Origin of the sequence: Methylobacterium sp. J-078, assembly GCF_022829285.1 — a bacterium.
Classification (GTDB): domain Bacteria; phylum Pseudomonadota; class Alphaproteobacteria; order Rhizobiales; family Beijerinckiaceae; genus Methylobacterium.
Genome location: NZ_JAKSYI010000078.1, coordinates 1 through 24129 on the forward strand (window position 1 = coordinate 1; position 24129 = coordinate 24129).

Sequence of the window (24129 nt, forward strand, 5' to 3'; positions counted from 1 at the left end):
TCGACCTGCAGGTCGCCATCAATCGCTACATCGCCGAGCACAACCGTAGCCCAAAGCCCTTCATCTGGACTAAACCCGCCTCTGCAATCTTCGACGCCCTCAGCCGAGCTCCTGAACCATCCGTCTGAGTCAGAGCACTAGGTCGGCGGTCTTACCTCGATTGACGATGGAGATCCGGCGCATGCCCGGTCTCGTTGGTCCAGACCGATGGCTGCGCTCGGTCGGCGATTGGTGCCGTGCAGGTACATGGCCGGACCGCGATGGGCAGGGCTCTGCTGAGGTCCGACCTTTCCCAGTCCCTGCGACCTACATCGCCCCATAGATCCATCTCAGGCTCTTAATCTATTAAGAACGATTTTTTATCATACCCATATTAGACATATGGAGATTTAGCTTTGTCAGTACACGTAATTCATGACGCAGAAATGCTGTCGATCGTATTGAGCATCCGTAACAGCGGCACACACGTCGAAACCATCAAGGATCTTCACAAGGCACTCGCAAAGATCGCGAGCAGTCTGGGCAAAGAATCTCTATACTACAGGGCCATTGATCTATCTGGAACGTGGCGATCCGGTGAGGAAGAGTTCAATCCGTGGGCTCCGCCTAACATAAGCGCCTGGGCCGACCTCGCCCGGCATCCAGAGACTTTGAATGATCTTCGCGCATGGCTGGAAGACGTGGAGCGGCTGCTCTTACGCCACCTCGCTGAGGAGGACACGTCAATCCTGGAAGCTGAGGAGGTGCTTTTGGGTGAAGTTCCCTTGAGCATTCTTGCGGTGATGCATCTGGATTTCGTCCCGCTTTACACGCGCTTCCTGGATGTCTGGCAGGACCAGAACGGGCCCCAGCAAGGCAGCATTGTGCAAGAAATCGTTGAAGCCCATGGACGAAGCAAGGAAGTCGAGGATTTATTGTTTAAGTTGGTTGTCTACATGAGCGGAGATGGCGACCTGATCGAATACAATCTGAGAAAAAATCTCGAACAATTATATGGAAACTTCTCACAGTCCGAGCTTTTCCGTCGTATGGTTGAAGCCATGCATGCGAGAGGATCTGAGTTGCAAGACAGCACCGGAAAAAGGTATATATTCTCCTATCTTCCGGGCTGGCCGGAACTCACCGTGGCTGCTGAAACGATCCTGGCCGAACTGGATGTCGCCCCGCGCGAGCCATACTGACCACTTTCCGCCCGGAGCTTACCTCCCGACGGCACTCCAACCGAGCACCCAACCCGGCCCATCCTTGTCCCTCAGGCCTCGAGGATGTACCGCAGGCCCGATTGCGACAGGAAGGCGAGGCCAAGCATGCGGCTCGTGGTGGTCGGCGCCGACGGGCGAATGGGGCGGATGCTGATCCGCGCGGTGGCGGAGACCGAGGGCTGCACCCTGTCGGGCGCCATCGAGCGGGAGGGATCCCCCGCCCTGGGGCAGGATGCCGGGACGCTGGCGGGCGTCGGCGCGCTCGGCGTGCACGTCACGGACGATCCCCTGCCCGTCTTCGCGGCGGCCGAGGGCGTCCTCGATTTCACGGCGCCCGCCGCCACCAGCTTCTTCGCCGAACTCGCCGCCCAGGCCCGGATCGTCCACGTGGTCGGCACCACGGGGATGCAGGAGGCGGATCTCGCCAAACTGGCGGCGGCCGCCCACCACGCCCGCGTCGTGCGCTCGGGCAACATGTCGCTGGGCATCAACCTCGTCGCCGGCCTCGTGCGGAAGATGGCGGCGGCCCTCGGCGAGGATTTCGACATCGAGATCGTCGAGATGCACCACCGCATGAAGGTGGACGCTCCCTCGGGCACCGCGCTGCTGCTGGGCGAGGCGGCGGCGGAGGGGCGCGGCGTGGTGCTCTCCGACACCCGCGTCTCGACGCGGGACGGCCATACGGGCGCCCGCCGGCCGGGCGACATCGGCTTCGCCACCCTGCGCGGCGGCACGGTGGTGGGCGACCACAGCGTGGTCTTCGCCGGACCGGGCGAGCGCATAACGGTGAGCCACCACGCCGAGGACCGGGCGATCTTCGCCCGCGGCGCCGTGCGGGCCGCCCTCTGGGCCTTCGACAAGCCGCCGGGCCTCTACGGCATGGCCGACGTGCTCGGGCTCTGATGCCAGCCCGGGACCGGGCGCCGATCGCGCGTCATCCGCCATTCAGATTGAGGCGCGCATGAGCGCGCGCGTCACGGTTTCGTTGCGCTGCAACATGTGGCAGATACCAGCCCCCACCCCGTCTCGCAGACCCAACCCGTCAGAGACCAAGAGGATCGTCCCCCGATGGAGCGCCTTCTCGTCCTCGCTCGCCACGGCCAGAGCGACTGGAATCTCAAGAAGCTGTTCACGGGCTGGCGTGACCCCGAGCTGACGGATCTGGGCGTCGAGGAGGCACGCAACGCCGGGCGCTGGCTCAAGGAGCAGGGCTACGGCTTCGACGTGGCCTTCACCTCGAACCTCAAGCGGGCTCAGCGCACCTGCGCGCTGATCCTGGAGGAGATGGACCTCGGCGACATCGAGACCATCCGCAACGAGGCCCTGAACGAGCGCGACTACGGCGACCTCTCCGGCCTCAACAAGGACGATGCCCGCGAGCGCTGGGGCGACGCCCAGGTCCACCAGTGGCGCCGCTCCTACGACGTGCCGCCCCCCGGCGGCGAGAGCCTCAAGGACACCGCCGCCCGCGTGCTGCCCTACTACATCCAGTTCATCCTGCCCCGCGTCATGGCGGGCGAGCGCGTGCTGGTGGCCGCGCACGGCAACTCGCTGCGCGCCCTCGTGATGGTGCTCGACGGCATGACCACGAAGACCATCGCCAGCCTCGAGATCGCCACCGGTATCCCGCTCGTCTACCAGCTCAAGGCCGACACCACGGTGGAGAGCAAGACGGTGCTGGAGCACGACATCGACCACAAGGTCTGACTTCCCTCGCCGTGGCGCCGGATGCTCCGGCCGGGATCGCCCTCGTTCCCGGCCTGATCCATGTCCCGGGCTACCTCGACGGGGCGGCGCAGGCGCGCCTCGCCGCCGCGCTGGACGCGGCGCTGAAGCGGGCGCCAGCCTACACGCCCTGCATGCCGGCCAACGGGCGTCCGTTCTCGGTGCGGATGTCGAATTGTGGCCCCCTCGGCTGGGTTTCCGACCGCGCGGGCTACCGCTACCAGCCCCACCATCCCGGGACGGGACGGCCCTGGCCGCCGATCCCGGACGTGGCCCTGGCCGCCTGGGAGGCCCTCTCGGGCTATCCGGCCCCTCCCGAGGCCTGCCTCGTCAATCTCTACGCCAGCGGGGCCCGCATGGGCCTGCACCAGGACCGGGACGAGGACGATTTCGACGCACCCGTGGTCTCGCTGTCGCTCGGGGCCACCGCCCTGTTCCGCTACGGCGGCCTCGCACGCAACGATCCGACCCGTTCGGTGCGCCTGCGCGCCGGTGACGCTCTCGTGATCGGCGGCCCCGCCCGCCTGATCCACCACGGGGTGGACCGGCTGATCCCGGAGGCGCCCGACCTGCTGCACGGGGGCGCCGGCTTGGCGCCGATGCGTGCTCTACCGCCGGGCGGCCGCTGCAACCTGACCCTGCGACGCGTGACGCGGCCCTCGGGCGCTTGACAGCGGCGGGGTTGTGGGCCGACCCATCGCGTCAGCTTCACGGCGGCGCGCCCACCCTGGCGGACGCGCCGGCCGACCTGCCCGGCGCGCGACCGGGGCCTTGCGGAGAATCGATGCGATGCGTCTGCGTAACCTCGTCCGTCCCATCTCGATCCTGGCCCTCGTCCTGGGGCTGACCGGCCCCGCCCTGGCGGCCGACCCGGTGTTCCCACCGAGCTCGCGCTTCGGCTTCGATCCGCCCTCCGACATGGTCTCCTCGAAGCGCTTCTCCGGGCTGGAGCGGCTGGAGGGCGGGGCGACGGTCTCGGTGGTGGAACTGCCGGCCAACGCGTTCGCCGACCTCGAGACCAACTTCACCGACGAGAACCTGAAGGCGCAGGGCTTCGTCGTCTCGAGCCGGCAGGCCATCAAGGTCGCGGGCGACGTCGACGCGGTGCTGTTCACCGGCGAGCAGCCGGCCCTGGAATCCGCCGGCACGCCCACGATCAAGAAATGGATGCTGCTGGTCGGCGATCCGACCGTCACCGGCATCATCATCGCGCAGGCGACGCCCGACGCCGCGACCGAGGAGACCATGAAGCGGCTTCTCACCGGCATCCACATCCGCCCGGCGCTCAGCCTGGAGCAGCAGGTCGCCGCCCTGCCCTTCCGCATCGGCAACGAGGCCGGCTTCCGGCCCGTGCGGGTGCTCGCCGGCAACTCGGTGCTGCTGACGCAAGGGACGAAGGACGAGATGCTCGGCCTGGAGCAGCCGATCCTGGTGCTGGCGCAGGCCGTGCAGCCGCCGCCGGCCACGGAGCAGCGCGACGCCTTCGCGCGCGCCGCCCTCTACTCCAACCAGACGATGAAGGACTTCGTGATCGAGCGGGCCCAGAGCTACCGCCAGAACGGCGTCGACTGGCACGAGATCGTGGCGCGCGCCGTGGACACGGCCTCGAGCACGCCCGTGGTCATCTCGCAGACGATCCGCTTCGCGCCGGACGGCTACCTGCGGGCGGTCGGCGTGGTCAAGGCCGAGAACCGCGAGGGCGTGCTGGCGAAGTTCCGCGAGGTCGTGGACAGCGTGCAGCTGCGCTAGGGGCCGGAACACGCGCTCCCCTCCCCCTTGTAGGGAGGAGGGGTCAGGGGTGGGGGTGGTTAGGCGACCCTCACGCTGCGGAGGCCGGCGGAGCCACCCCCACCCTCCTCCCTCCCCTCAAGGGGGAGGGAGGAGGTGCAGGGAAGGTGCCTTCGAGGTGGACTAAACGCCCGCTCAGGCCGCGTCGGCCGGGGCCGCGCTCGGCTTCGGGCCGCCCTTTGCCACGCCGACCAGAGCGGGGCGCAGAACGCGGTCGCCGATGACGTAGCCCGCCTGCATGACCTGGACGACGGTGCCGGTGGGAACCTCGGGGTCGGGCACCTCGAACATCGCCTGGTGGCGGTTCGGGTCGAAGCGCTGGCCCTTCGGTTCGATCAGCTTGACGCCGTGGCGCTCCAGGGTCTTGGCGAGGTCGCGCTCGGTGAGCTCGATGCCGTCGATCAGCGCCTTGAAAGCGCCATCGGCGCTCGCCCGGTCCGCTTCGGGAATGCTCTCCAGGGCGCGCCGGATGTTGTCGGCGGAGTTCAGGAGGTCGCGGGCGAAGTTCGTGACCGCGTAGGCGCGGGCGTCGGCGACCTCGCGCTCGGTGCGCCGGCGCAGATTCTCCATCTCGGCCAGCGTGCGCAGGACCCGGTCCTTCAACTCGTCGCGCTCGGCCAGCAGGGGCGCCAGGGCGTCGGCCTGGGGCGCCGCCTCGGCGGCGGGGTTCTCCGGAGCCTGCGGGGCGCCTGAGGTCTCGCCCGAAGTCGCGCCCGGAGTCTCATGGACCGCCTGGGTCGGGTCGCGCCGCTCGTCGTGCATGTCGTTCGCCATCATGGAATATCGTCGGGGACGGGTGTCGGGGTTGGCGCTGATATCAGGCGACGAAGCCGTGAAATCAAGCGCGCCCGGCCTGGGGTCACGCCTCCCGGGGGGGCGGCGAGTCGATCAGCGCGTCGAGCCCTTCGGCCCGCAGGGCCGCGACGTCCCCGGCGAAGACCTCCATCACGGCCGAGCGGATCGCCACCTGGCGGTCGGGCTGCGTCACCCGGGTGCCGGTGAGGTCTGTCACGTAGAACACGTCCACCGCCCGCTCGCCGAAGGTCGCCACATGGGCCGAGGTGATGTTGAGGCTGAGCCGGCTCAGCGCCGTGGTCAGCTCGTAGAGCAGGCCCGGCCGGTCGAGGCCGGTGATCTCGATCACGGTCTCGCGGCTCGACAGGGCGTTGTCGATCGCCATGTCGGGCGGCACCAGGAAGGTCCGCGCCCGCTCGCTCGGGGGGTGCTTGTCGGCCACGAGGTCGGCGATGCGGATCTCGCCGCGCAGGGCCTTGGCGATGGCCGTGGTGATGCGGCCGGCCCGGCGCAGCTCGTCCTCGTCCCGCTCGAAGGCGCGCGAGATGAAGATCGAGTCGAGGGCGAAGCCGTCCGTGGTGGTGAAGATCTGCGCGTCGACGATGTTGCCCCCCGAGGCCGCGCAGGCCCCGGTGACGATGGCGAGCAGGCGCGGATGGTCGGGCGAGTAGATCGTCAGCTCGGTGACGCCGCGCACGGGGTCCGTCTCGGCGGCGGTCGCCACCGTGCGCCCCTCCGCCGTCAGCCCCTTGATGAAGCCCGCGTGCTTGAACTGGCGCGTGGTGTCGACCTTGAGCCAATAGGCCTGGTTGTGGCGCGCCGCGTAGGCGTCGAAGGCCTCCGACTCCCAGTCGCTGAGCTGTTCGCGCAGGGCCATCTGGATCAGGCGCACCCGGTCCGTGCGGGCGATCTCGGAATGGCCGCCGGAGAGCACCACCTCGGTCTCGTCGTAGAGGGTGCGGATCAGGGTGCCCTTCCAGGCGGTCCAGACGCCGGGGCCGACCGCCTTGATGTCGGCCACCGTCAGGATGGTGAGGAGCTTCAGGCGCTCCAGGGTCTGCACCACCCCGGCGAACTTCTCGATGGTCTTGGGGTCCGAGAGGTCGCGGCTCTGGGCGGTCATCGACATCAGCAGGTGGTGCTCCACCAGCCAGGCCACCATCTCGGTCTCGGCCGGGGTGAGGCCGAAGCGGGGCCCGAGCTTCTCGGCGATCGCCGCCCCCGCGATGGAATGATCCTCCGGGCGGCCCTTGGCGATGTCGTGCAGGAGCACCGTGACGTAGAGCGCGCGCCGGTGGCTGATCGTGTCGATGAGCCGGGTGGCCAGCGGGTGCTCCTCCTCGGTGCGCCCCGATTCGATCGCCGAGAGCACGCCGATGGCCCGCAGCAGGTGCTCGTCCACCGTGAAGTGGTGGTACATGTTGAACTGCATCATCGCGACGATGCGGCCGAAATCCGGGATGAAGCGGCCGAGCACGCCGGCCTCGTTCATCAGCCGCAGGATGGTCTCGGGCGAGTTCTTCGAGGTCAGGATGTCGAGGAAGAGCCGGTTGGCCTCCTCGTCCGCCCTCAAGGAATGGCCGATGAGGCGCAGGGCGCGGTTGGCCGCACGGGTCGCGTCGGGGTGAATCGGCAGGTTGTGCCGGTCGGCGAGCCAGAACAACCGGATCAGGTTGACGGGATCGCGGCTGAAGGCGTCGGCGGCACGCAGGTTGATCCGGCCGTGGTCGTCGACGAAGTCCTCCGCCTCGATGGCGGTGGCGCGGAAGCGGTCCCGGAACCGGCCGATCCAGCGGTCGAGCACGGGCGTGCGCTTCGCGTGGCGGGCCTCCAGCGCCGCGCACACGATGGCGGTGAGGTCGCCGACCTCCTTGGCGATGAGGAAATACGCCTTCATGAAGCGCTCGACGCCGGACAGGCCGCCGCGCGGCTCGTAGCCGAAGCGCTCGGCGATCCTGGGTTGCAACCCGAAGGACAGGCGCTCCTCGGCCCGGCCGGTGACGAAGTGCATGTGGCAGCGCACCCGCCACAGGAGTTCGTCGCAGCGCTCGAACACCCGGTACTCCTCCGGGGTGAACAGGCCGGCGGCCACGAGTTCGCTCTGGTCGCGGACCCGGTAGGTGTACTTGGCGATCCAGAACAGGGTGTTGAGGTCGCGCAGGCCCCCCTTGCCGTCCTTCACGTTGGGCTCGACGAGGTAGCGCGAGGCGCCCGCCTTCGAGACCCGCGCATCGCGCTCGCGCAGCTTGGCCTCGACGAATTCGGGCGCCGTCCACATCACCAGCTCGGTGTCGAAGCGGGTGACGAGTTCCTCGAACAGGGCGCGGGTGCCGAACAGGTAGCGCGCCTCGAGGAGCGAGGTCCGGATCGTCATGTCGGCCCGGCCCTCGCGCAGGCACTCCTCCACCGAACGGGTGGCGTGGCCGACCTTCAGCTTGAGGTCCCAGAGCACGTACAGCATCGCCTCGACGACGCTCTCGGACCAGGCGGTCTGCTTGTAGGGGAGCAGGAACAGGAGGTCGATGTCCGAGCCCGGCGCCATCGTGCCCCGGCCGTAGCCGCCGGTGGCCACCACGGCGAGCTGCTCGCCCGTGGAGGGGTTGTCGTTCGGGTAGAGCCGCCAGACCACCGCGTCGTGGATGGTGCGGATCACCGCGTCGGTGAGCCGGCTCAGGCGCCGGGCGCAGGCGATGCCGTCGCGCTCCTCCAGGAGGCGCGCCTCGGCATCCGCCCGCCCCAGCTTGATCACCCGTCGCAGTTCCGGCACCAGCACCGCCCGCAGGCGCGTCGCCTCGCGGGCGTCACGGTCCAGGTTCTCGAGGATGTCGTTCAGGGCGGCGACGGCGTCGAACATGGGCAACCCCGTTAGCATGTTGGCGGAATGACGCCAGCCGGTTCACCGCGCCCGGCGGAAGGCCGATGCGGGATCGGACGGAATTTCCCCCGTGCGACGCGCGCCCCGAGCGCTGCGCCCGCGCCGAAGAGCCACGGTTGCGCCGCAAGGCCGCCGTAACGGTTTTGGCCGTTCTCCCGACGCTTTCGCGTCGCCACGACAGGCCCGGCCCCGTCCGGCCGGCATTCATGAAGGCCCACGATGCGCTCGACCTTTCGTTCGTCCCTGCGTTTCCTGCGCGCCACCCTGCAAGCGGCGCGCCCCCACGCGCTGCCCCCACGCCCGGTCGCGGCGGCCCTGGCGGCCTTCGGGCTCCTGGCGGCCTTCGGCGCGCCGGCCCGGGCAGCCTCGTTCGAGTTCGTGCCGGCACCCCAGATCGACCTCAACCGGGTCTACCGGGTCGACACGGTGACGGGCGAGGTCACGTCCTGCCAGTACGGCCTGCGCGAGGGCGCCGTCGGCAGCGTCGGCCTCACCGTCTGCTACGGCGCGGGCGAGGGCGCGAGTGCGCAGGCCCCCTCGCAATACGGCCTCGTCGCCTCGCGCCACACCCGCGAGGCGGGCGTGTTCCGGGTCAATTATCGCACGGGCGAGATGAGCATCTGCTACGTCCAGCTCCAGAAGGAGGCGGTGGTGTGCACCGCGCAGGCCAATCCCGCGAGCCCGGGCGCCGACGAGCCCGCCAGCGGCCCCGCCCCGGGCCGCGCCGTTCCCAGCGCGACGCCGCCCCAGGGCGGGCGGTGAGATCGCCGCGCGCGCGTACGTTCCCGCCGTCCGTGACCAGGCGTTGACCGGACGGCGGCGCAGGCGGGCAGAGGGCCTCGGCCACGTCGACAGCGTCGCGGCTCGCGGCCACATTCGTTGAGCTCACGGCCTTGACGGTTTATGCACCCACCCCATGGACCTCCAAGCTTCCGACCTCCAAGCGTCCGCGAGCCGATCCGTGGCTCCCCTCGCCTGCAAGCCGCCGCGTCTCGGGACGGCGGCGCCGTTCCTGCCCATGAGCCGCGCCGAGATGGACAGGCTCGGGTGGGACGCCTGCGACATCGTCCTGGTGACGGGTGACGCCTACGTGGATCACCCGAGCTTCGGCATGGCGATCATCGGCCGGCTCCTCGAAGCGCAAGGGTTCCGGGTCGGCATCATCGCGCAGCCCGACTGGCACTCGGCCGAGCCGTTCCGGGCCTTGGGCCGGCCGACGCTGTTCTTCGGCGTCACCGGCGGCAACCTCGATTCGATGGTGAACCGCTACACGGCGGACCGGCGCCTGCGCAGCGACGACGCCTACACGGCCGGCGGGGAAGGCGGCGCCCGCCCGGACCGCTGCACCATCGTCTACACCCAGCGCTGCCGCGAGGCCTACAAGGACGTGCCGATCATCCTCGGCGGCATCGAGGCTTCGCTGCGGCGCATCGCCCATTACGATTACTGGTCCGACAAGGTGCGCCGCTCGATCCTGGCGGACGCGAAGGCCGATCTCCTCCTCTACGGCAATGCCGAGCGCGCCGTGGTCGAGGTGGCGAACCGCCTCGCGGCCGGCGAGGCGCCGCGCGACCTCGACTCCGTCCGGGGCGTCGCCCTGTTCCGCCGCGTGCCCGAGCACTACACCGAGCTGCCCGCCGACGATCTCGATTCGGCCGACGAGGCCGCCGCCCGCAAGCCCGGCGAGACCGTGATCCGGCTCCCCGCCTACGACGAGGTCAAGGACGACAAGGAGGCCTATGCCCGCGCGAGCCGTGTGCTGCACCGGGAGGCCAACCCCGGCAACGCCCGCCCCCTCGTCCAGCGCCACGGCGACCGCGACCTGTGGCTGAACCCGCCGCCGATCCCGCTCTCCAGCGCGGAGATGGATGCGGTCTACGACCTGCCCTACGCCCGCGCGCCCCATCCCGCCTACGGCGACGCGAAGATCCCCGCCTGGGACATGATCAAGTTCTCGGTGACGATCATGCGCGGGTGCTTTGGCGGCTGCACCTTCTGCTCCATCACCGAGCACGAGGGCCGCGTCATCCAGAACCGCTCGGAGGAGTCGATCCTGCGCGAGATCGAGCTGATCCGCGACAAGACACCGGGTTTTACGGGCGTGATCTCGGATGTCGGCGGGCCGACCGCGAACATGTACCGGATGGCCTGCAAGGACCCGAAGATCGAGGCCGCGTGCCGGCTGCCGTCCTGCGTGTTTCCGGACATCTGCCCGAACCTGAACACCTCGCACGACGACCTGATCCGGCTCTACCGCAAGGTCCGCGAGGTGGAGGGCGTCAAGAAGGTGATGGTGGCGTCGGGCGTGCGCTACGACCTCGCGGTCCGGAGCCCCGAATACGTCGAGGAACTCGTGACCCACCACGTCGGCGGGCGCCTGAAGATCGCGCCCGAGCACACCGAGCGCGGCCCCCTCGACCTGATGATGAAGCCGGGCATCGGCACCTACGACCGCTTCAAGGAGATGTTCGACGCCGCCGCCAAGAAGGCCGGCAAGAAATACTACCTGATCCCGTACTTCATCGCGGCCCATCCGGGCACGACGGACGAGGACATGATGAACCTCGCGATCTGGCTCAAGAAGAACGACTATCGCGCCGATCAGGTCCAGACCTTCCTGCCGTCCCCCATGGCGACCGCCACGACCATGTATCACACCGAGATCAATCCGTTGGAGGGCGTGCGGCGCGGCGGCAGCGAACCCGTCGACGCGATCAAGGGGCTGCGGCAGCGCCGGCTGCACAAGGCGTTCCTGCGCTACCACGACCCCGAGAACTGGCCCGTGTTGCGCGAGGCGCTGCGGGCGATGGGCCGGGCGGATCTCATCGGGCCGAGGCCGGACCAGCTCGTGCCGTCCGCGCAGCCGCCGGGAACGGGGGCGGGCAAGGCGGGCGGGCAACCGCGCCCCTCACGCCATCCGGGTGCGCCGCGTTTCACCACGAAGGGCATCCCGCTGCGGAAGTGACGGTCCGGCGCGCCCGGTCACCGGGTGTTCCAGGGGCGCTTCTCGGGCGCGTTGGACGGGCCGCCCGGGCATGCTAGGGGCTCAACCTCAAGCCGGTGGTCGCGCCCGTTGCCCGGCCGCGCCCCTCCTCGTCCCTCGCCCGAGCCGTCCCATGCCGAACGCCCTCCCCTCCCCGGCCCGCAGAGCGTCCGCGTGAGCGGCCCGGATCTCCGCCGCGCCGCCGCCGAGGTCGCCGTCGGGCTCGTCACGCCCGGCATGCGGCTCGGGATCGGCACCGGCTCCACCGCCAACGTCTTCGTCGAACTGCTGGGCGAACGCGTGCGCGCCGGGCTCGACGTCGTCGGCGTGCCAACCTCGGAGGCGACCCGGGTCGCGGCCGAGGCCGCCGGCATCCGCCTCGCCACCCTGGAGGAGATGCCCGAGCTCGACCTCACCATCGACGGGGCCGACGAGATCGACGCCGCGATGCGCCTCGTGAAGGGCGGCGGCGGGGCACTGCTGCGCGAGAAGATCGTGGCCTTCGCCAGCCGCCGCATGGTGGTGATCGCGGACGGCGCCAAGCGCGTCGACACCCTGGGCGCCTTCCCGCTGCCGGTCGAGGTCAACGCCTTCGGCCTCGGCGCCACCCGGCGCGCCGTCGCCGCCGCCCTGCGGGCCGGCGGCTGCACGGGCGAACTCGTCCTGCGGGCCCGCGACGGCGCACCGTTCGTCACCGATGGCGGCCACCACATCCTCGATGCCCATCTCGGCCGCATTCCCGATCCGGAAGCCCTCTCGGCCGCCCTCTGGGCCGTGCCGGGCGTGGTCGAGCACGGCCTGTTCCTCGGCCTTGCCACCGGCGCCATCCTGGCCGAGGCCCGGGACGGGCAGGCCGTGGTGACCCGGCTCGGAACCGTCTGAGGGCGCCCCCCGCCCGCCTCGCCTCATCCCCTTGCCCTGATCCTTTCCGGAGCGTCCGCCATGTCCCGCCGCCTCGCCGCCCTGGCCGCCCCCCTGATTACCCTCATCCTGACGGGCGCCGTCCCGGCCCTCGCCCAGGCACCGGCGCAGAAACCGCCGGCGGCCAAGCCCGGCGCCAAGCCGGCCGCCCCGGCCCCGGCCCCGAGCACGCCCGCCGCGCAGACCCCGACCTTCACGCCGAATCACCTCGCCCTCGCCCGCGAGGTGATGCTGAGCTCCGGCATCGCCCGCTCGTTCGACTCGATCATCCCCGCCTTCAGCGAGCAGATCCGCCAGAACGCGGTGACGCGGCCGGAGCTGACCAACGACCTCAACGCCGTGCTGACCTCCCTCGCGCCCGAGATGGAGATGCAGAAGCAGTCGATGATCGACACCGCCGCGCGCATCTACGCCAGCCGCCTGAGCGAGGCCGAACTGGGGGAAGTCGCGGCGTTCTTCCGCTCGCCCGCCGGCAAGCGCTACGTCGAGACCCAGCCGCAGGTGCTCGACGACATGGTCGGGGCCATGCAGACCTGGACCCAGGAGGTCTCGGAATACATCATGGTTCGCGTGCGCGCCGAGATGACGAAGAAGGGCCACCAGCTCCAGTAACGGTCCGCCGGGGGCCGCCGGCTCAGGCCGCGGCGGCCTCGACGCGGTTGCGGCCGGCGCTTTTCGCCCGGTAGAGCGCCACATCGGCGCGCTTGAGCATGTCGGCGGGGTCGGCATCGCCCGGGCGGCGCCAGGATACCCCGATGGAGACGGTGACGGAGACGGTGCGGGTGTCGCGCTGGATCGCGAAGGGCACGAGCTCGATGCGCTCGCGGATGCGCTCGGCGATGCCGTAGGCGCCCTCGGCCTCGGCGTCGGGCAGGATGATGACGATCTCCTCGCCGCCGTAGCGGGCCACGATGTCGATGCCGCGGGTATGCGTGCGGACGCGGTCGGCGAAGGCCTTGAGCACCTCGTCGCCGGCCTCGTGACCGAAGGTGTCGTTGATCGTCTTGAACCGGTCGATGTCGAGCATCAGGGCCGCCACGGGGCGGTTGCGCAGGGTCGCCTCCCGGAACAGCGCCCCGAGATGGCTGTCGAGATAGCGCCGGTTGTGCAGGCCCGTCAGGCCGTCGGTGATGGCGAGCTCCATCGAGGCCTGCACGGCGCCCCGCAGGGTGTCGGAGAAGCGGCGGCGGCGCACCTGCGTGCGCACCCGGGCCACGAGCTCGTTCCGGTCCACGGGCCGCATCAGGTAGTCGTGCACGCCGAATTCGAGGCCCCGGGTCACCCGCGCCCGATCGTGAGCCTCGGCGATCATCATCACGGGCATGGTCCGGGTGCGATCGAGGGAGCGCAGCTGGCTGCACAGGCGCAGGCCGTCGAAGCCCCGGAGGTCGAGGCTGACCAGGGCGAGGTCGAAGGCCCCTTCCGTGGCGAGCACCAGGGCCTTGTGGGGGTCGGCCTCCACGGTCAGCGTATGGTGCTGGCCGAGCGCGGCCGCGAGGCGGTCGGCGGAGCCGGGGCGGTCCTCCACGAGGAGGATCGAGGCGTCGAGGCCGGTCTCGGCGGCGGCGAGCGCCAGGGGGTCGCCCATGCCGAAATCCCGCGAGGCCATGGCGCGGGAGCGCAACTCGTCCGTCACGGCCTTCAGGCGCACGAGGCTGCGCACGCGGGTGAACAGGGCGGTGTCGTCGATGGGCTTGGTGAGGAAGTCGTCGGCGCCCGCATCGAGGCCCCGCAGGCGGTCCGAGGGCTGGTCGAGGGCGGTGACCATGACCACCGGCAGGTGGGCGGTGTTGGGGTTGCTCTTGAGGCGCCGGCAGACCTCGAAGCCGTCCATGCCCGGCATCATCACGTCGAGGAGCACGAGGTCGCACAGGCCCTTCTCGCAGATCGCCAGGGCGTCGGGCCCGTTCATCGCCGCGAGCACGTCGAAGTATTCCAGCGAGAGCTTGGTCTCCAGGAGCTTCACGTTCGGGAAGAGATCATCGACGATCAGGATTCGGGCCGACATCGGTCCTCGCGCGGGCATCGTGGTCTGGGTCGTCGGGGGACGGCGTGTGCGAGGGCCGCTTGTGTCAGGCGGGGCGGCTGTCGCCGAGGTACTGACGCACGGTCGCGAGGAACTTCGCGACCGAGATCGGTTTCGACAGGTAGGCCTCGCACCCGCCCTCGCGGATGCGTTCCTCGTCGCCCTTCATGGCGAAGGCCGTGATGGCAATGACCGGAATGCCCTTGAGGTCGTCGTCCTCCTTGAGCCACTTCGTGACCTCCAGTCCGGAGACCTCGGGCAGCTGGATGTCCATGAGGATGAGGTCGGGGCGGTGGGCGCGGGCGAGCTCGATCGCCTCGATGCCGTTGGCCGTCTTCAACGTGGCATAGCCATGCCCCTCCAACAGGTCGTTGAAGAGCTTCATATTGAGTTCGTTGTCCTCAACGATGAGCACGGTCTTCTTCATGGCCCGTTGTTCCCGGTGCGTGGACGGCCCATTGTCGTTCGACGCATGCCCCGCCCTAGGAGATTTAGCGGATACATGTTGATGAAACGCAAACCCCATGGGGGAGAGGACGGGCCGGAGGGCCTCGCCCTGGCGGCCCTCGCCTGGATGGCCACCGACGACGAGCGCCTGTTTCCTTTCCTAGAGGCCACCGGCGTGACTCCCGACACCCTGCGGGCGAGCGCTCAGGACCCCGGATTCCTGGCGGGCATCCTCGACCATATCATGGCCGACGAGGCGACACTGCTGGCCTGCGCCGAGGCCCTCGACGTCAAGCCCGAGCGGATCGCGGCGGCCTGGCGCAAGCTCGGCCCGCCGGACTTCGACGACGGGATGTGACGGCTCCGGCCGCACTTCGGCCGAACGATATCCCCGCGCGAATGGCGGGTCGAGGGTCGCCGCCTCCGCTGCGGCGCGGTATGGCTCGGCGGCTCAACTCGTCGCGCACCGGTATCCGGAGATCCCCCGATCATGAACCTCGCCGCCCTCTCGGCCACCTCCCTCTCGGCCACCTGGGCCCCGCGCCTCCTCAGCGTCCTGCGCATCATGAGCGGCCTGCTGTTCCTGGAGCACGGCACGCAGAAGCTGTTCGGCTTTCCCGCCCGCATGGGCGGCGGAGCGGCGCCCGAGCTCCTGTCGCTGCCCGGCATCGCCGGCTGCCTCGAGCTCGTGGGCGGGGCGCTGATCGTCCTCGGCCTCTTCACCCGGCCGGTGGCCTTCCTGCTCTCGGGCCAGATGGCGGTGGCGTATTTCCTGGCCCACGCCCCGAAGAGCCCGTTCCCGGCGCTGAACGGGGGCGATGCCGCGATCCTGTTCTGCTTCGTCTTCCTCTACTTCGCCGCCGCCGGCGCCGGCCCCTGGAGCCTCGACGCGCAGCGCCGCGGCCGGATCTGAGGGATCAGGCGCTGAAGCGCCAGACGCTGCTGCGCTTGATCTCCGCATCCTCCAGGGAGCGGCTCACCGGCACCGTGTAGGTGGCGAGTTCGGTGAGCCGGTCGCGGGGCAGGTAGGAGCGGCCGGGATCGCCCAGCAGCACCGTGGCGCCCCGCGCGTGCAGGCCGGAGAGCCAGCCCGTGACGCGGCCCGCGAGGTCCTGCTCGTAGAAGATGTCGGCGGCCAGCACCACGGCCGAGCCCGGATCGGAGCCGATGAGGTCGCGCGACACCGCCTCGATCCGCTCCGCGACGCCGTTGGCCGCCGCGTTGAGGCCGATGGCCGGGATCGCGAAGGGGTCGAGGTCGCTGGCGGTGACGTGGAGCGCGCCGGCCCGCGCCGCCGCGATGGCGACGAGGCCCGAGCCCGAGGCGAAATCGAGCACCCGGCGCCCCGCGACGAGACCGGGATTGTCGAGGACGTAGCGGGCCAGCGCCTGCCCGCCGGCCCAGGCGAAGGCCCAGAACGGCGGCGGCAGGCCGATCGCCGACAATTCGTCCTCGGTCTTCTGCCAGAGCTCGGTGGCCTCGTCGGCCACGTGCAGGACGATCTCGGGCGCGTGCGGCACCGGGCGCAGCCGGGTGTTGGCCCGGATGAAGGCGAGGGGATCGGCCGAAGCGATCCTGGTTTTCGCGCTCATGCCCGGGCGAACTCGCCGTAGAGCGTCGCGGCGGCGGCTCCGAGCCCGTCCGCGCCCACCAGGGCCAGCGCCGTGTCAGCCGGGTCGAGCCCCAGGGCGGCGGCATCCGCCGTGGTCTCGCAGAGGTACCGGGTGGTCCGGGTGGCGAGCGCCCCCCGCAGCGCCTGACGTAAGGTGAAGCGCGTCAGGCGCCCGGCGGCATCGGTGCGGGCGCCCAGCGCCGCGAGGTCGTCGGGCTGGTAGATCCGCGCGCCGATCCCCGACATCGCCGCCGCCGTGCCGCCGACCACGATCGCCCGCAGGCCGATGGCGTGGAGGAGGTCGGCCTCCAGGGCCTTGAGGATGCCGGCGAGCTGCCCCGCCTCGTAGCCCGCCGCCATCGGGTTGATCCGCGAGGTCCCGAGCGCGAAGGGCACGACACGGGCGCCTGCCGCCTCGATCGCCCCGCGATGCGCATCCACCCGCGTCACCACCGTCGCGGCGAGCCCGGCGGACCGGGCCGCCGCCACCAGGGGGAGGAAGCGGGCCGCGAAGCCCGTATCGTCGGGGGCGAGGAGGACGAGGCGGCGGGGCGCGCCGCCGGGAGCGGGGTTATCCATCGGACCGGATGTAGCACGCCCCGCCCGGAACAGCGCATGGCGCGGCTCCGTTGACGGCCAACGAATCATCACAGGGACGGGAGCCAGCATGGCCACGGCGCGCGACGAAGAGGGCACGGTCGCCGACCCCCGCGACGCCGCCGAGGAGGCGGGCCTGCGCTACGTGGACGACGCGATGCCGGGGCTGACGCGCCGGAAGAGCGGGACGGGCTTCAGCTATCGCGACGCGAAGGATCGGCCGGTGCGGGACGCGAAGACCCTTGCGCGCATCCGCTCGCTGGCGATCCCGCCGGCCTATACCGACGTGTGGATCTGTCCCCGGGCCAACGGCCACATCCAGGCGACGGGACGCGACGCGAAGGGGCGCAAGCAGTACCGCTACCACCCGGATTTCCGCGCCGCCCGCGATCTCACCAAGTTCGAGCACGTCATGGCTTTCGCCGACGCGCTCCCGGCCATCCGCGCCCGGGTGGATGCCGATATGGGCAAGCGCGACCTCCCCCGCGAAAAGGTGCTGGCGACCGTGGTCCACCTCTTGGAGACCACGCTGATCCGCGTCGGCAACGACGATTACGCCCGCACCAACAAGAGCTTCGGCCTCACCACGCTGCGCGACCGGCATGCCCGGATCGAGGGCTCGGAGCTCACCTTCCGGTTCAAGGGCAAGAGCGGCAAGACCTGGGACCTCGGCCTCAAGGACCGGCGCGTCGCCCGCATCGTCAAGGCCTGCCAGGACCTGCCGGGCCAGGAGCTGTTCCAGTACCGCGACGCCGACGGCACCGTACGTGACGTGACCTCGGCGGACGTGAACGCGTACCTGCGCGAGATCACGGCTCAGGACATCACCGCCAAGGATTTCCGGACTTGGGCCGGGACGGTGCTGGCCGCCCTGGCGCTGCAGGAATTCGAGGCTTTCGACAGCGAGGCCAAGGCCAAGAAGAACCTGCGCGCCGCCATCGAGGGCGTCGCCGCGCGGCTCGGCAACACGCCGACCATCTGCCGCAAGTGCTACATCCACCCTCAGGTGCTCGACTGCTACCTCGAGGGCGCGCTCCTCCTGCAGATCAAGGACGCGGTGGAGGACGAATTGCGCGCGGACCTCGGCGGGCTGAAGCCCGAGGAGGCCGCCGTGCTCGGCCTGCTTCAGGCCCGCCTGTCCGGGGTGAAGGACGGACGGGGGCGCGACCTTTCGGACCAGGGTACGGCCAAGAAGGCCGGGACGGCGGCGCGCAAGCGGGTCGCGAAGGCGGCCAAGGCACGTGCGGCGGCACCGGAGTCCGGCCAGGGCCAGGCTGCCTGATTCGAAGTTGCGAGAAAGCTCGGCCTCGGCGCGCGCCCCTCCCCCCTCTGCGGGGGAGGGTGCCTGCGGAGCAGGCGGGAGAGGGGGCGACCTCTCCGAATAAGGCGCTCCCCTCTCGCGGGACTTCGTCCCGGCCCGACCCGCTTCGCGGGCCACCCTCTCCCGCAAGGGGGAGAGGGAGACGCGTGGAGGGCAATCAACCATGACGAACCCGCTTCCCCCGTGTCGTTTGGGCACGCGGGCCGTCAGGCAACAGCCGCCCCCTTGAGCCGTTGGCGCAGGCTGCCGCCGAACGGGAATGTGAACATCATGAAGGTCGCTGTCGTCACGGGGGGAACGTCCGGCATCGGGCTCGCCACCGCCCATCTCTTCGCCCGGCGCGGTTGGGCCGTGGCGGTGATCGCCCGCGATCCCGACCGCCTGCGCGACACGGAGGCCGCCCTGGTCGCGTATGGCCGTCCCGTCCTGGCGATCTCGGCCGACGTCGCCGATGCGGAGGCGGTGGATGCCGCCGCCGCGCGGATCGAGCGGGAGTTCGGACCTATCCGGGCCTGGGTCAACAACGCCATGGCGACCATCGTGAACCCGGCCGACCGGATCACGCCCGCGGAATACCGGCGCGTCACCGAGACGACCTATCTCAGCCAGGTCTACGGCACATTGGCAGCCTTGCGTTACATGAAGCCGCGCAACCGCGGTGCCATCATCCAGGTCTCGTCGGGGCTCGGCATCCGCGCGGCCCCGCTCCAGGCGCCCTACTGCGCGGCGAAGTTCGCGGTCTCGGGTTTCACCGACGCCCTGCGCTCCGAGCTGATCCACGATCGCGTGGATGTCTCCCTCAGCGTGGTCTACCTGCCCGCCGTCAACACCCCGCAGTTCAACTGGGCCCGCAACCGCACCGGCCACGGCCAGTACGCCCCCGACCCGGTCTACGATCCGCGCCTCTGCGCCGAGGCCATCGTCGCCACGGCGGACAAGCCGAACCGCGAGGTCTGGGTCGGCCACAGCACGGTGATGATGGCTGCCGCCCAGGCCCTGATGCCGGGCTACGCGGACTCCAAGGCCGCCACGATGTGGTCGGCCCAGCTCACCGACGAACCCGCCCCCGACAAGGCCGGCAACCTGTTCGCGCCCGTGCCGGGCGATGTCGGCATCGACGGGCGCTTCTCGGACCGGACCAAGACCACGCGCAGCGCCTACTGGACCAGCCGCGACCGCGACCTGCTGGTGGCCGGGCTGACGGGCGTGGTGGCGCTGGGCCTGTTCGGGGTCGCGACCCTGGCCCGTGCCCCGCGCCGCCTGCTGCCGCGGCGCTGAGACGGCGCGCTTCGTGGCGACGGTGCGACCAAGTCGCAATTCGCGAACCGGATGCGGCGCCCGCCTCTTCACGCTATAGCTGTTCCAAGGTTTCCTGAGTCAGGGGACCCGCACCGGACGAGGTTCGCCATGGAAGTCGACGCGCTGCTGCTCTCGCGCATCCAGTTCGGCTTCACCATGGCGTTCCACATCATCTTCCCGGCCTTCACCATCGGGCTGGCGAGCTTCCTCGCCCGGCTGGAGGCGCAGTGGCTCTGGACCGGCAACCCGATGTACCGGAACCTCTACCGGTTCTGGGTGAAGGTCTTCGCGGTCTCCTTCGGCCTCGGCGTCGTCTCCGGCATCGTGATGAGCTACCAACTCGGCACCAACTGGTCGCGCTACTCCGACTTCACCGGGAACGTGCTCGGGCCGCTGATCCAGTACGAGGTGATCACGGCCTTCTTCCTGGAGGCGGGCTTCCTCGGGATCATGCTGTTCGGCTGGGACCGGGTGGGCGACCGGCTGCACTTCGTCTCGACCTGCATGGTGGCGATCGGCACCCTGATCTCGGCCTTCTGGATCCTGTCCGCCAATTCCTGGATGCAGACGCCGGACGGCTTCACCGTCGAGAACGGCCGGGCCATCGCCACCGACTGGTGGAAGGTGATCTTCAACCCGTCCTTCCCGATCCGCTACGCCCACATGGTGCTAGGCTGCTTTCTCACCACGGCCTTCGCGGTGGCGGGCATGTCGGCCTGGATGATCCTGCGCGCCCGCAAGGAGCCGGCCGAGAAGGTGGCAGGCGCCCGGATCTCGCTCTCCATGGCCCTCTGGTTCGCGGTGATCTTCACGCCGATCCAGATCTTCGTCGGCGACACCCACGGTCTCGCCGTGCTCAAGCTGCAGCCGACCAAGCTCGCGGCGATCGAGGCGAACTGGGACCGGCAGGACAACATGCCCCTGCTGCTCTTCGCGATCCCCAACATGGAGGCGGAGAAGAACGACTTCGAGATCGGCATCCCGCGTCTCGGCAGCTTCATCCTCACCCACGACTTCTCTGGCGTGGTGCCGGGCCTGAAGGACGTGCCGCGCGACCAGCGCCCGCCGGTCTGGCCGGTGTTCTATTCGTTCCGCATCATGGTCGCGATCGGCATGGCGATGCTGGGCCTGAGCCTGTGGAGCCTGCTCTTGCGCTGGCGCGGCACGCTCTACACGAACCGATGGTTCCTCAACGCCGCGATGCTGATGACGCCGTCCGGGTTCGGCGCGGTGCTGTTCGGCTGGTTCACCGCCGAGATCGGGCGCCAGCCCTACATCGTGTACGGGCAGCTGCGCACGGCGGACGCGCACTCGCCGCTCACGGTCAACGCCGTGACGACCTCCCTGGTCGCCTTCCTGATCGCCTACGCGTTCATCTTCGGCTTCGGCAGCTACTATCTCGCCAAGCTCCTGCGCAAGGGCCCGGAGCCGCTGGAGGAAGCCATGCGCGGCGGCGACGTTTCCCAGAAGCCAAAGCGCCCCCTCTCGGCGGTCAACGAGAGCCTCACGCCCGCCTAAGGGCGGGTGCCCGCTTAAGAGCGGGTGCCTGCCTGAGGGCGGTAAGACGGATGGGGACCCTCGCCGGCCCGGCTCAGAGCCGGGCCAGCAGCTCCTTCGGGGCGATGCGGGTCACGCGCGTCCGCAGACCGTTGTCCTGGCGCACCGGCTCGGCATCCAGGACGGGTGCCAGCCCGAGCTGGCGGGCCAGGGCGACGAGGTCCTTGAGACGGCCCGTCTGGGTCTTGCGGCGCAGGTTGAGCCGGTGGGTCTCCACGGTGCGCACGCTGAGGCTCAGGCGGCGGGCGACCTCCTTGTTGCTGAAGCCGGCACTGAGAAAGCGCAGGATCTCGGCTTCCCGGGGCGTCAGGCCGTCGGCCGTCGTCGCGTCGGGCCGGGGCGCCGCAGTGAGCTGCGGCTCCTGGTTCGCCGCGAGGCCGAGGATCGCGGTGCAGACGTCGCGCGGCGCGGCGCTGCGGGCCACGAAGGCATCGGCCCCGGCCTGGACCAGCCGGGCCAGCAGGTCGGCCCGCAGGACGTCGAAGGCCACCAGAACGGTGACGCCGGGCCGGCGCCCCTTCAGCGTGGCGATGCGCGACAGGGTCGCCGCGCCGGCCTCCGCGCCGACGAAGACCAGGGCCACGCTGCGCGCAGGCGCACCGGCCCCCGGGAGCAGGTCCGCCTCGCCGACGGTCTGAAGGCGGGGTTCGTGCTCCAGCACGGCGCGAAGGGTCGGCTCGAGTTCGCAAGGCTCGTCGACGACCAAGACGCCCACGGGTTGGTTCATGACTGTCATCCCCCATTGTCCCAGCGCGATACATCGCGCTCTTCCCGGGGGTGATCAGATCAAGTTCCGTTCCAGGGCTCTATTCACCAAGACTCTCGTCGCATCAGGACGGAGTCGAGGCAAGACTCGCGAGACTTTGCCCGAGACTCGGGGACATGCGCCAAATCTGTCACCGCACTGAACAAATCGACGTTTCGCAACGGCACAATCTCCGCCCCGCGTCGACGGCCAAAACGGTACAGGCCGGAAGGGTCAGCCGGCGCGGGCCAGGACGAGGTCGGCGGCCGCGCTGACGACGCGGTTGCGGCCCGTCGTCTTGGCCTCGTAGAGGGCGATGTCGGCGCGCTTGATCAGGCCCTCGATGGTGTCGCCCTCGAACCATTCGCTCACGCCGAAGCTGCAGGTCAGGCGGATCGGCACGCGGCCGCCGCGGATGCGCAGGGCCTCCACGGCGCGGCGCATCCGCGTGGCGGTGGCCTCGGCCTCGGCGGCCGGCCGGTGGGGCAGGACGATGCCGAACTCCTCGCCACCGAGGCGGCCGACGATCCCCTCCACCGCGAGTTCGCGGCAGACCGCCTGGATCGCGGCGTCGCCGACATCGTGGCCGTACTCGTCGTTGATGCGCTTGAAGTGGTCGATGTCGAGGAGGATCGCCGTCATCCGGCCGTGGTCGCCCACGCGCTCGGCCGCGTCGCGGGATTTCTGCAGGAAGGCCCGCCGGTTCAGGAGGCCGGTGAGCGAATCCGTCTCCGCGAGACGGATCAGCTCGCCCTGCATGGTGGTGAGGCGCTCGGCGGCCCGCAGGCGGGCGTGCAGTTCCTCCGGCGTCGGCGGCTTCTCGATGAAGTCGTCCGCCCCGCTGTCCAGGGCCTCGGCGAGGTTCCGGGCGTTGCGGGCCGAGGACATGGTGATGACGTAGAGGGGCCGGTTGGACTCCGCCAGCAGGCGGGCGGACCAGCACAGTTCCAGCCCGCCGAGGGGCCGGACCTCGAGGCTGGTGATCAGCACGCGCACCGAGGCGGTGCCTTCGACATACGCGAGGGCCTCGGCGGAATCCGTGAAGGCCGAGACCGTATGGCCGTTCGGCTCGAGCAGGGCCGCGATCATCTTGAGGACGACCCGACTGGTGTCGACGAGGACGATGTGCATGGGGCCGCCCGACCAAGTTACGGAAGTGTCGGCTAACCTGGCACGAACAGATTAAGGCCCCCTCAATCGAGAGGGCGCCTCAGCGCAGATCCGCCTGCCGCTGCGGTACGCCCACGGTGATCACGCGGGCGCTGCCGGACCGCCGCTCGGCGACCGGCGCGAATTGCGGGGCGGGGGCCCGCGACAGGGCCCGGGCCCGTGTCCGGCGCGATTCGGACGTCGCCGTCCGGGGCGCCTCGATCACGTAGACGGTGGGTGTCCCGACGGGAGCGCTGCGAATGCCCGCCACGGTGGGAACGCCGTAGGTGCCGTAGCCCCAGGCGCTCGGAACGAGTTCGCTCGGCCGGGGAAAGCGGGTGAGGGGCGCACCGATGTAGTCGCCGCGCAGCAGGGGCCCGGCATAGCTGTCTTCGTAGCCGAAAGGCACGGACCGGACGCCGTAGGACGCGACCTGGGCCTGGGCGGAGCCCGCGAGGCCCGTTGCAAGGAAAACGCCGAGGAGGCCGAGGCCGTGGCGCCGGCGGGACGTTGATGACGCGATCATGCGAGGCCGAACTCCTGCCCTGGTCAATTGCCCTGACCGATCGTGGATGAACCGCGCCGGATGCCCCGTCGTTCCAGAATCCGGCCCGGCTGTCCCGCGTCGAAGACTGCTTGGGCCCGCATGCGGGCACGAAAAACCCCGCCTCGCGGCAGGGTTCGGGGACGTCGTCCCGTGTCGGTCGACCCGGGTTCCGCTCAGCGGCAGGTGGTGACCCGGCGCACGATCCAGCCCTCGCCCTCGACCCAGAGCCGGCGGCGGGAGCGGCTGCAATTGGCCGCGTCGTCCTCGGCCTCGGTGACGGCGGCCACGGGGGTGATCGCCGCAGTCGGGCTCGACACCTTGTCCGAACCCTGGCTCGTCAGGGGGGCGGCCTCGACGGCCGTGAGGCCGGCGCTGGCCAGGAGGAAGGCGCCCGCTATTGCGGACGCGCGCAGTCGGTTCGCTCGCATCGAAGGTCTCGCTCGCATATCCGCGTCGGGACATGCTCTCAACGTGTCGGGATCGTGCAGCGAGGCAGGCGCCGCATCTCGAACACTTAAGTCGCGAGGCCGTGAAAGGGTT

The 24129-nt window shown here is 70.1% G+C and carries 24 protein-coding genes and 1 pseudogene; 15 read left to right on the top strand and 10 right to left on the bottom strand.

What is annotated here, in order from left to right; all coding sequences use genetic code 11:
• The 6 genes and pseudogenes from MKK58_RS12855 to MKK58_RS12880 all read left to right on the top strand — a co-directional run.
• A pseudogene (locus tag MKK58_RS12855) lies at nucleotides 1-128 on the top strand (IS630 family transposase); the annotation flags it as partial.
• Nucleotides 129-425: 297 nt separating this feature from the next.
• Nucleotides 426-1181, top strand: a complete 756-nt coding sequence (locus MKK58_RS12860; RefSeq protein ID WP_243912430.1) for a hypothetical protein — start codon at nucleotides 426-428, stop codon at nucleotides 1179-1181.
• A gap of 126 nt (nucleotides 1182-1307) precedes the next feature.
• Nucleotides 1308-2105 (top strand): 4-hydroxy-tetrahydrodipicolinate reductase, encoded by a 798-nt coding sequence (dapB, locus tag MKK58_RS12865; RefSeq protein ID WP_243912431.1) that lies wholly within the window; start codon nucleotides 1308-1310, stop codon nucleotides 2103-2105.
• Between the two features lie 165 nt (nucleotides 2106-2270).
• Nucleotides 2271-2909: a 2,3-bisphosphoglycerate-dependent phosphoglycerate mutase gene (locus MKK58_RS12870; RefSeq protein ID WP_238280062.1), complete on the top strand. Its 639-nt coding sequence runs from the start codon at nucleotides 2271-2273 to the stop codon at nucleotides 2907-2909.
• An 11-nt stretch (nucleotides 2910-2920) separates the two neighbouring features.
• Nucleotides 2921-3598, top strand: coding sequence for an alpha-ketoglutarate-dependent dioxygenase AlkB (locus tag MKK58_RS12875; protein WP_243912432.1), 678 nt, complete (start codon nucleotides 2921-2923; stop codon nucleotides 3596-3598).
• 118 nt (nucleotides 3599-3716) lie between these two features.
• Nucleotides 3717-4676, top strand: a complete 960-nt coding sequence (locus MKK58_RS12880; protein WP_243912433.1) for a hypothetical protein — start codon at nucleotides 3717-3719, stop codon at nucleotides 4674-4676.
• A gap of 174 nt (nucleotides 4677-4850) precedes the next feature.
• Here MKK58_RS12880 and grpE read toward each other — a convergent pair whose 3' ends face one another.
• Together grpE and MKK58_RS12890 are read right to left on the bottom strand one after the other, a co-directional pair.
• Nucleotides 4851-5489 carry a nucleotide exchange factor GrpE gene (gene grpE, locus MKK58_RS12885; protein WP_409565241.1) on the bottom strand — a complete coding sequence of 213 codons (639 nt, stop codon included), beginning with the start codon at nucleotides 5487-5489 and terminating at the stop codon, nucleotides 4851-4853.
• Between the two features lie 85 nt (nucleotides 5490-5574).
• Nucleotides 5575-8364 (bottom strand): [protein-PII] uridylyltransferase, encoded by a 2790-nt coding sequence (locus MKK58_RS12890; protein WP_243912435.1) that lies wholly within the window; start codon nucleotides 8362-8364, stop codon nucleotides 5575-5577.
• Between the two features lie 240 nt (nucleotides 8365-8604).
• Here MKK58_RS12890 and MKK58_RS12895 point away from each other — a divergent pair, with 240 nt between their 5' ends.
• From MKK58_RS12895 to MKK58_RS12910, 4 genes are all read left to right on the top strand, one after another.
• Complete coding sequence (locus MKK58_RS12895) at nucleotides 8605-9147, top strand: hypothetical protein (protein WP_243912436.1); 543 nt, start codon at nucleotides 8605-8607, stop codon at nucleotides 9145-9147.
• A gap of 256 nt (nucleotides 9148-9403) precedes the next feature.
• Nucleotides 9404-11350, top strand: coding sequence for a YgiQ family radical SAM protein (locus MKK58_RS12900; RefSeq protein ID WP_243912485.1), 1947 nt, complete (start codon nucleotides 9404-9406; stop codon nucleotides 11348-11350).
• 192 nt (nucleotides 11351-11542) lie between these two features.
• On the top strand, nucleotides 11543-12250 hold the full coding sequence (gene rpiA, locus MKK58_RS12905) for a ribose-5-phosphate isomerase RpiA (protein WP_243912437.1): 708 nt from the start codon (nucleotides 11543-11545) through the stop codon (nucleotides 12248-12250).
• Nucleotides 12251-12310: 60 nt separating this feature from the next.
• Entirely contained in the window at nucleotides 12311-12901 is a 591-nt protein-coding gene (locus tag MKK58_RS12910; RefSeq protein WP_243912438.1) for a DUF2059 domain-containing protein, read from the top strand.
• 22 nt (nucleotides 12902-12923) lie between these two features.
• On the opposite strand, the gene MKK58_RS12915 is transcribed toward MKK58_RS12910, so the two are convergent.
• Nucleotides 12924-14297, bottom strand: a complete 1374-nt coding sequence (locus MKK58_RS12915) for a PleD family two-component system response regulator (RefSeq protein ID WP_243912439.1) — start codon at nucleotides 14295-14297, stop codon at nucleotides 12924-12926.
• Between the two features lie 64 nt (nucleotides 14298-14361).
• Complete coding sequence (locus MKK58_RS12920) at nucleotides 14362-14742, bottom strand: response regulator (protein WP_238280072.1); 381 nt, start codon at nucleotides 14740-14742, stop codon at nucleotides 14362-14364.
• 81 nt (nucleotides 14743-14823) lie between these two features.
• Here MKK58_RS12920 and MKK58_RS12925 point away from each other — a divergent pair, with 81 nt between their 5' ends.
• Nucleotides 14824-15120: a DUF3572 domain-containing protein gene (locus MKK58_RS12925; RefSeq protein WP_238280073.1), complete on the top strand. Its 297-nt coding sequence runs from the start codon at nucleotides 14824-14826 to the stop codon at nucleotides 15118-15120.
• A 132-nt stretch (nucleotides 15121-15252) separates the two neighbouring features.
• Nucleotides 15253-15675, top strand: coding sequence for a DoxX family protein (locus MKK58_RS12930; RefSeq protein WP_243912440.1), 423 nt, complete (start codon nucleotides 15253-15255; stop codon nucleotides 15673-15675).
• Nucleotides 15676-15679: 4 nt separating this feature from the next.
• On the opposite strand, the gene MKK58_RS12935 is transcribed toward MKK58_RS12930, so the two are convergent.
• Both MKK58_RS12935 and MKK58_RS12940 read right to left on the bottom strand, forming a co-directional pair.
• Entirely contained in the window at nucleotides 15680-16354 is a 675-nt protein-coding gene (locus MKK58_RS12935) for a class I SAM-dependent methyltransferase (RefSeq protein ID WP_243912441.1), read from the bottom strand.
• Entirely contained in the window at nucleotides 16351-16953 is a 603-nt protein-coding gene (locus MKK58_RS12940; RefSeq protein WP_238280075.1) for a hypothetical protein, read from the bottom strand. The genes MKK58_RS12935 and MKK58_RS12940 overlap by 4 nt, the downstream gene beginning before the upstream one ends.
• 88 nt (nucleotides 16954-17041) lie before the next feature.
• Between MKK58_RS12940 and MKK58_RS12945 the strand changes: the two genes are divergently transcribed.
• The 3 genes from MKK58_RS12945 (at nucleotide 17042) to MKK58_RS12955 (ending at nucleotide 21109) form a co-directional block, all read left to right on the top strand.
• Nucleotides 17042-18253, top strand: a complete 1212-nt coding sequence (locus tag MKK58_RS12945; RefSeq protein ID WP_243912442.1) for a DNA topoisomerase IB — start codon at nucleotides 17042-17044, stop codon at nucleotides 18251-18253.
• A 309-nt stretch (nucleotides 18254-18562) separates the two neighbouring features.
• Nucleotides 18563-19570, top strand: a complete 1008-nt coding sequence (locus tag MKK58_RS12950) for an SDR family oxidoreductase (protein WP_243912443.1) — start codon at nucleotides 18563-18565, stop codon at nucleotides 19568-19570.
• Between the two features lie 129 nt (nucleotides 19571-19699).
• Nucleotides 19700-21109, top strand: a complete 1410-nt coding sequence (locus MKK58_RS12955) for a cytochrome ubiquinol oxidase subunit I (RefSeq protein ID WP_243912444.1) — start codon at nucleotides 19700-19702, stop codon at nucleotides 21107-21109.
• Nucleotides 21110-21182: 73 nt separating this feature from the next.
• Here MKK58_RS12955 and MKK58_RS12960 read toward each other — a convergent pair whose 3' ends face one another.
• The 4 genes from MKK58_RS12960 to MKK58_RS12975 all read right to left on the bottom strand — a co-directional run bounded on the left by MKK58_RS12960 (nucleotide 21183) and on the right by MKK58_RS12975 (nucleotide 24017).
• Entirely contained in the window at nucleotides 21183-21875 is a 693-nt protein-coding gene (locus MKK58_RS12960; protein WP_243912445.1) for a response regulator transcription factor, read from the bottom strand.
• A gap of 252 nt (nucleotides 21876-22127) precedes the next feature.
• Complete coding sequence (locus MKK58_RS12965) at nucleotides 22128-23024, bottom strand: diguanylate cyclase domain-containing protein (RefSeq protein ID WP_243912446.1); 897 nt, start codon at nucleotides 23022-23024, stop codon at nucleotides 22128-22130.
• A gap of 79 nt (nucleotides 23025-23103) precedes the next feature.
• On the bottom strand, nucleotides 23104-23568 hold the full coding sequence (locus MKK58_RS12970) for a hypothetical protein (RefSeq protein WP_243912447.1): 465 nt from the start codon (nucleotides 23566-23568) through the stop codon (nucleotides 23104-23106).
• A 194-nt stretch (nucleotides 23569-23762) separates the two neighbouring features.
• Nucleotides 23763-24017, bottom strand: a complete 255-nt coding sequence (locus tag MKK58_RS12975) for a hypothetical protein (RefSeq protein WP_243912448.1) — start codon at nucleotides 24015-24017, stop codon at nucleotides 23763-23765.
• Nucleotides 24018-24129: the final 112 nt, after the last annotated feature.

Bases quoted from the DNA above. Each gene is read 5' to 3' on its own strand.
- MKK58_RS12860 (WP_243912430.1), top strand. From the start codon at position 426: ATGCTGTCGATCGTATTGAGCATCCGTAACAGCGGCACACACGTCGAA.
- dapB (WP_243912431.1), top strand. From the start codon at position 1,308: ATGCGGCTCGTGGTGGTCGGCGCCGACGGGCGAATGGGGCGGATGCTG.
- MKK58_RS12870 (WP_238280062.1), top strand. From the start codon at position 2,271: ATGGAGCGCCTTCTCGTCCTCGCTCGCCACGGCCAGAGCGACTGGAAT.
- MKK58_RS12880 (WP_243912433.1), top strand. From the start codon at position 3,717: ATGCGTCTGCGTAACCTCGTCCGTCCCATCTCGATCCTGGCCCTCGTC.
- grpE (WP_409565241.1), bottom strand. From the start codon at position 5,489: ATGGCGAACGACATGCACGACGAGCGGCGCGACCCGACCCAGGCGGTC.
- MKK58_RS12890 (WP_243912435.1), bottom strand. From the start codon at position 8,364: ATGTTCGACGCCGTCGCCGCCCTGAACGACATCCTCGAGAACCTGGAC.
- MKK58_RS12895 (WP_243912436.1), top strand. From the start codon at position 8,605: ATGCGCTCGACCTTTCGTTCGTCCCTGCGTTTCCTGCGCGCCACCCTG.
- MKK58_RS12900 (WP_243912485.1), top strand. From the start codon at position 9,404: ATGAGCCGCGCCGAGATGGACAGGCTCGGGTGGGACGCCTGCGACATC.
- MKK58_RS12910 (WP_243912438.1), top strand. From the start codon at position 12,311: ATGTCCCGCCGCCTCGCCGCCCTGGCCGCCCCCCTGATTACCCTCATC.
- MKK58_RS12915 (WP_243912439.1), bottom strand. From the start codon at position 14,297: ATGTCGGCCCGAATCCTGATCGTCGATGATCTCTTCCCGAACGTGAAG.
- MKK58_RS12920 (WP_238280072.1), bottom strand. From the start codon at position 14,742: ATGAAGAAGACCGTGCTCATCGTTGAGGACAACGAACTCAATATGAAG.
- MKK58_RS12925 (WP_238280073.1), top strand. From the start codon at position 14,824: ATGAAACGCAAACCCCATGGGGGAGAGGACGGGCCGGAGGGCCTCGCC.
- MKK58_RS12930 (WP_243912440.1), top strand. From the start codon at position 15,253: ATGAACCTCGCCGCCCTCTCGGCCACCTCCCTCTCGGCCACCTGGGCC.
- MKK58_RS12935 (WP_243912441.1), bottom strand. From the start codon at position 16,354: ATGAGCGCGAAAACCAGGATCGCTTCGGCCGATCCCCTCGCCTTCATC.
- MKK58_RS12940 (WP_238280075.1), bottom strand. From the start codon at position 16,953: ATGGATAACCCCGCTCCCGGCGGCGCGCCCCGCCGCCTCGTCCTCCTC.
- MKK58_RS12945 (WP_243912442.1), top strand. From the start codon at position 17,042: ATGGCCACGGCGCGCGACGAAGAGGGCACGGTCGCCGACCCCCGCGAC.
- MKK58_RS12950 (WP_243912443.1), top strand. From the start codon at position 18,563: ATGAAGGTCGCTGTCGTCACGGGGGGAACGTCCGGCATCGGGCTCGCC.
- MKK58_RS12955 (WP_243912444.1), top strand. From the start codon at position 19,700: ATGGAAGTCGACGCGCTGCTGCTCTCGCGCATCCAGTTCGGCTTCACC.
- MKK58_RS12960 (WP_243912445.1), bottom strand. From the start codon at position 21,875: ATGAACCAACCCGTGGGCGTCTTGGTCGTCGACGAGCCTTGCGAACTC.
- MKK58_RS12965 (WP_243912446.1), bottom strand. From the start codon at position 23,024: ATGCACATCGTCCTCGTCGACACCAGTCGGGTCGTCCTCAAGATGATC.
- MKK58_RS12970 (WP_243912447.1), bottom strand. From the start codon at position 23,568: ATGATCGCGTCATCAACGTCCCGCCGGCGCCACGGCCTCGGCCTCCTC.
- MKK58_RS12975 (WP_243912448.1), bottom strand. From the start codon at position 24,017: ATGCGAGCGAACCGACTGCGCGCGTCCGCAATAGCGGGCGCCTTCCTC.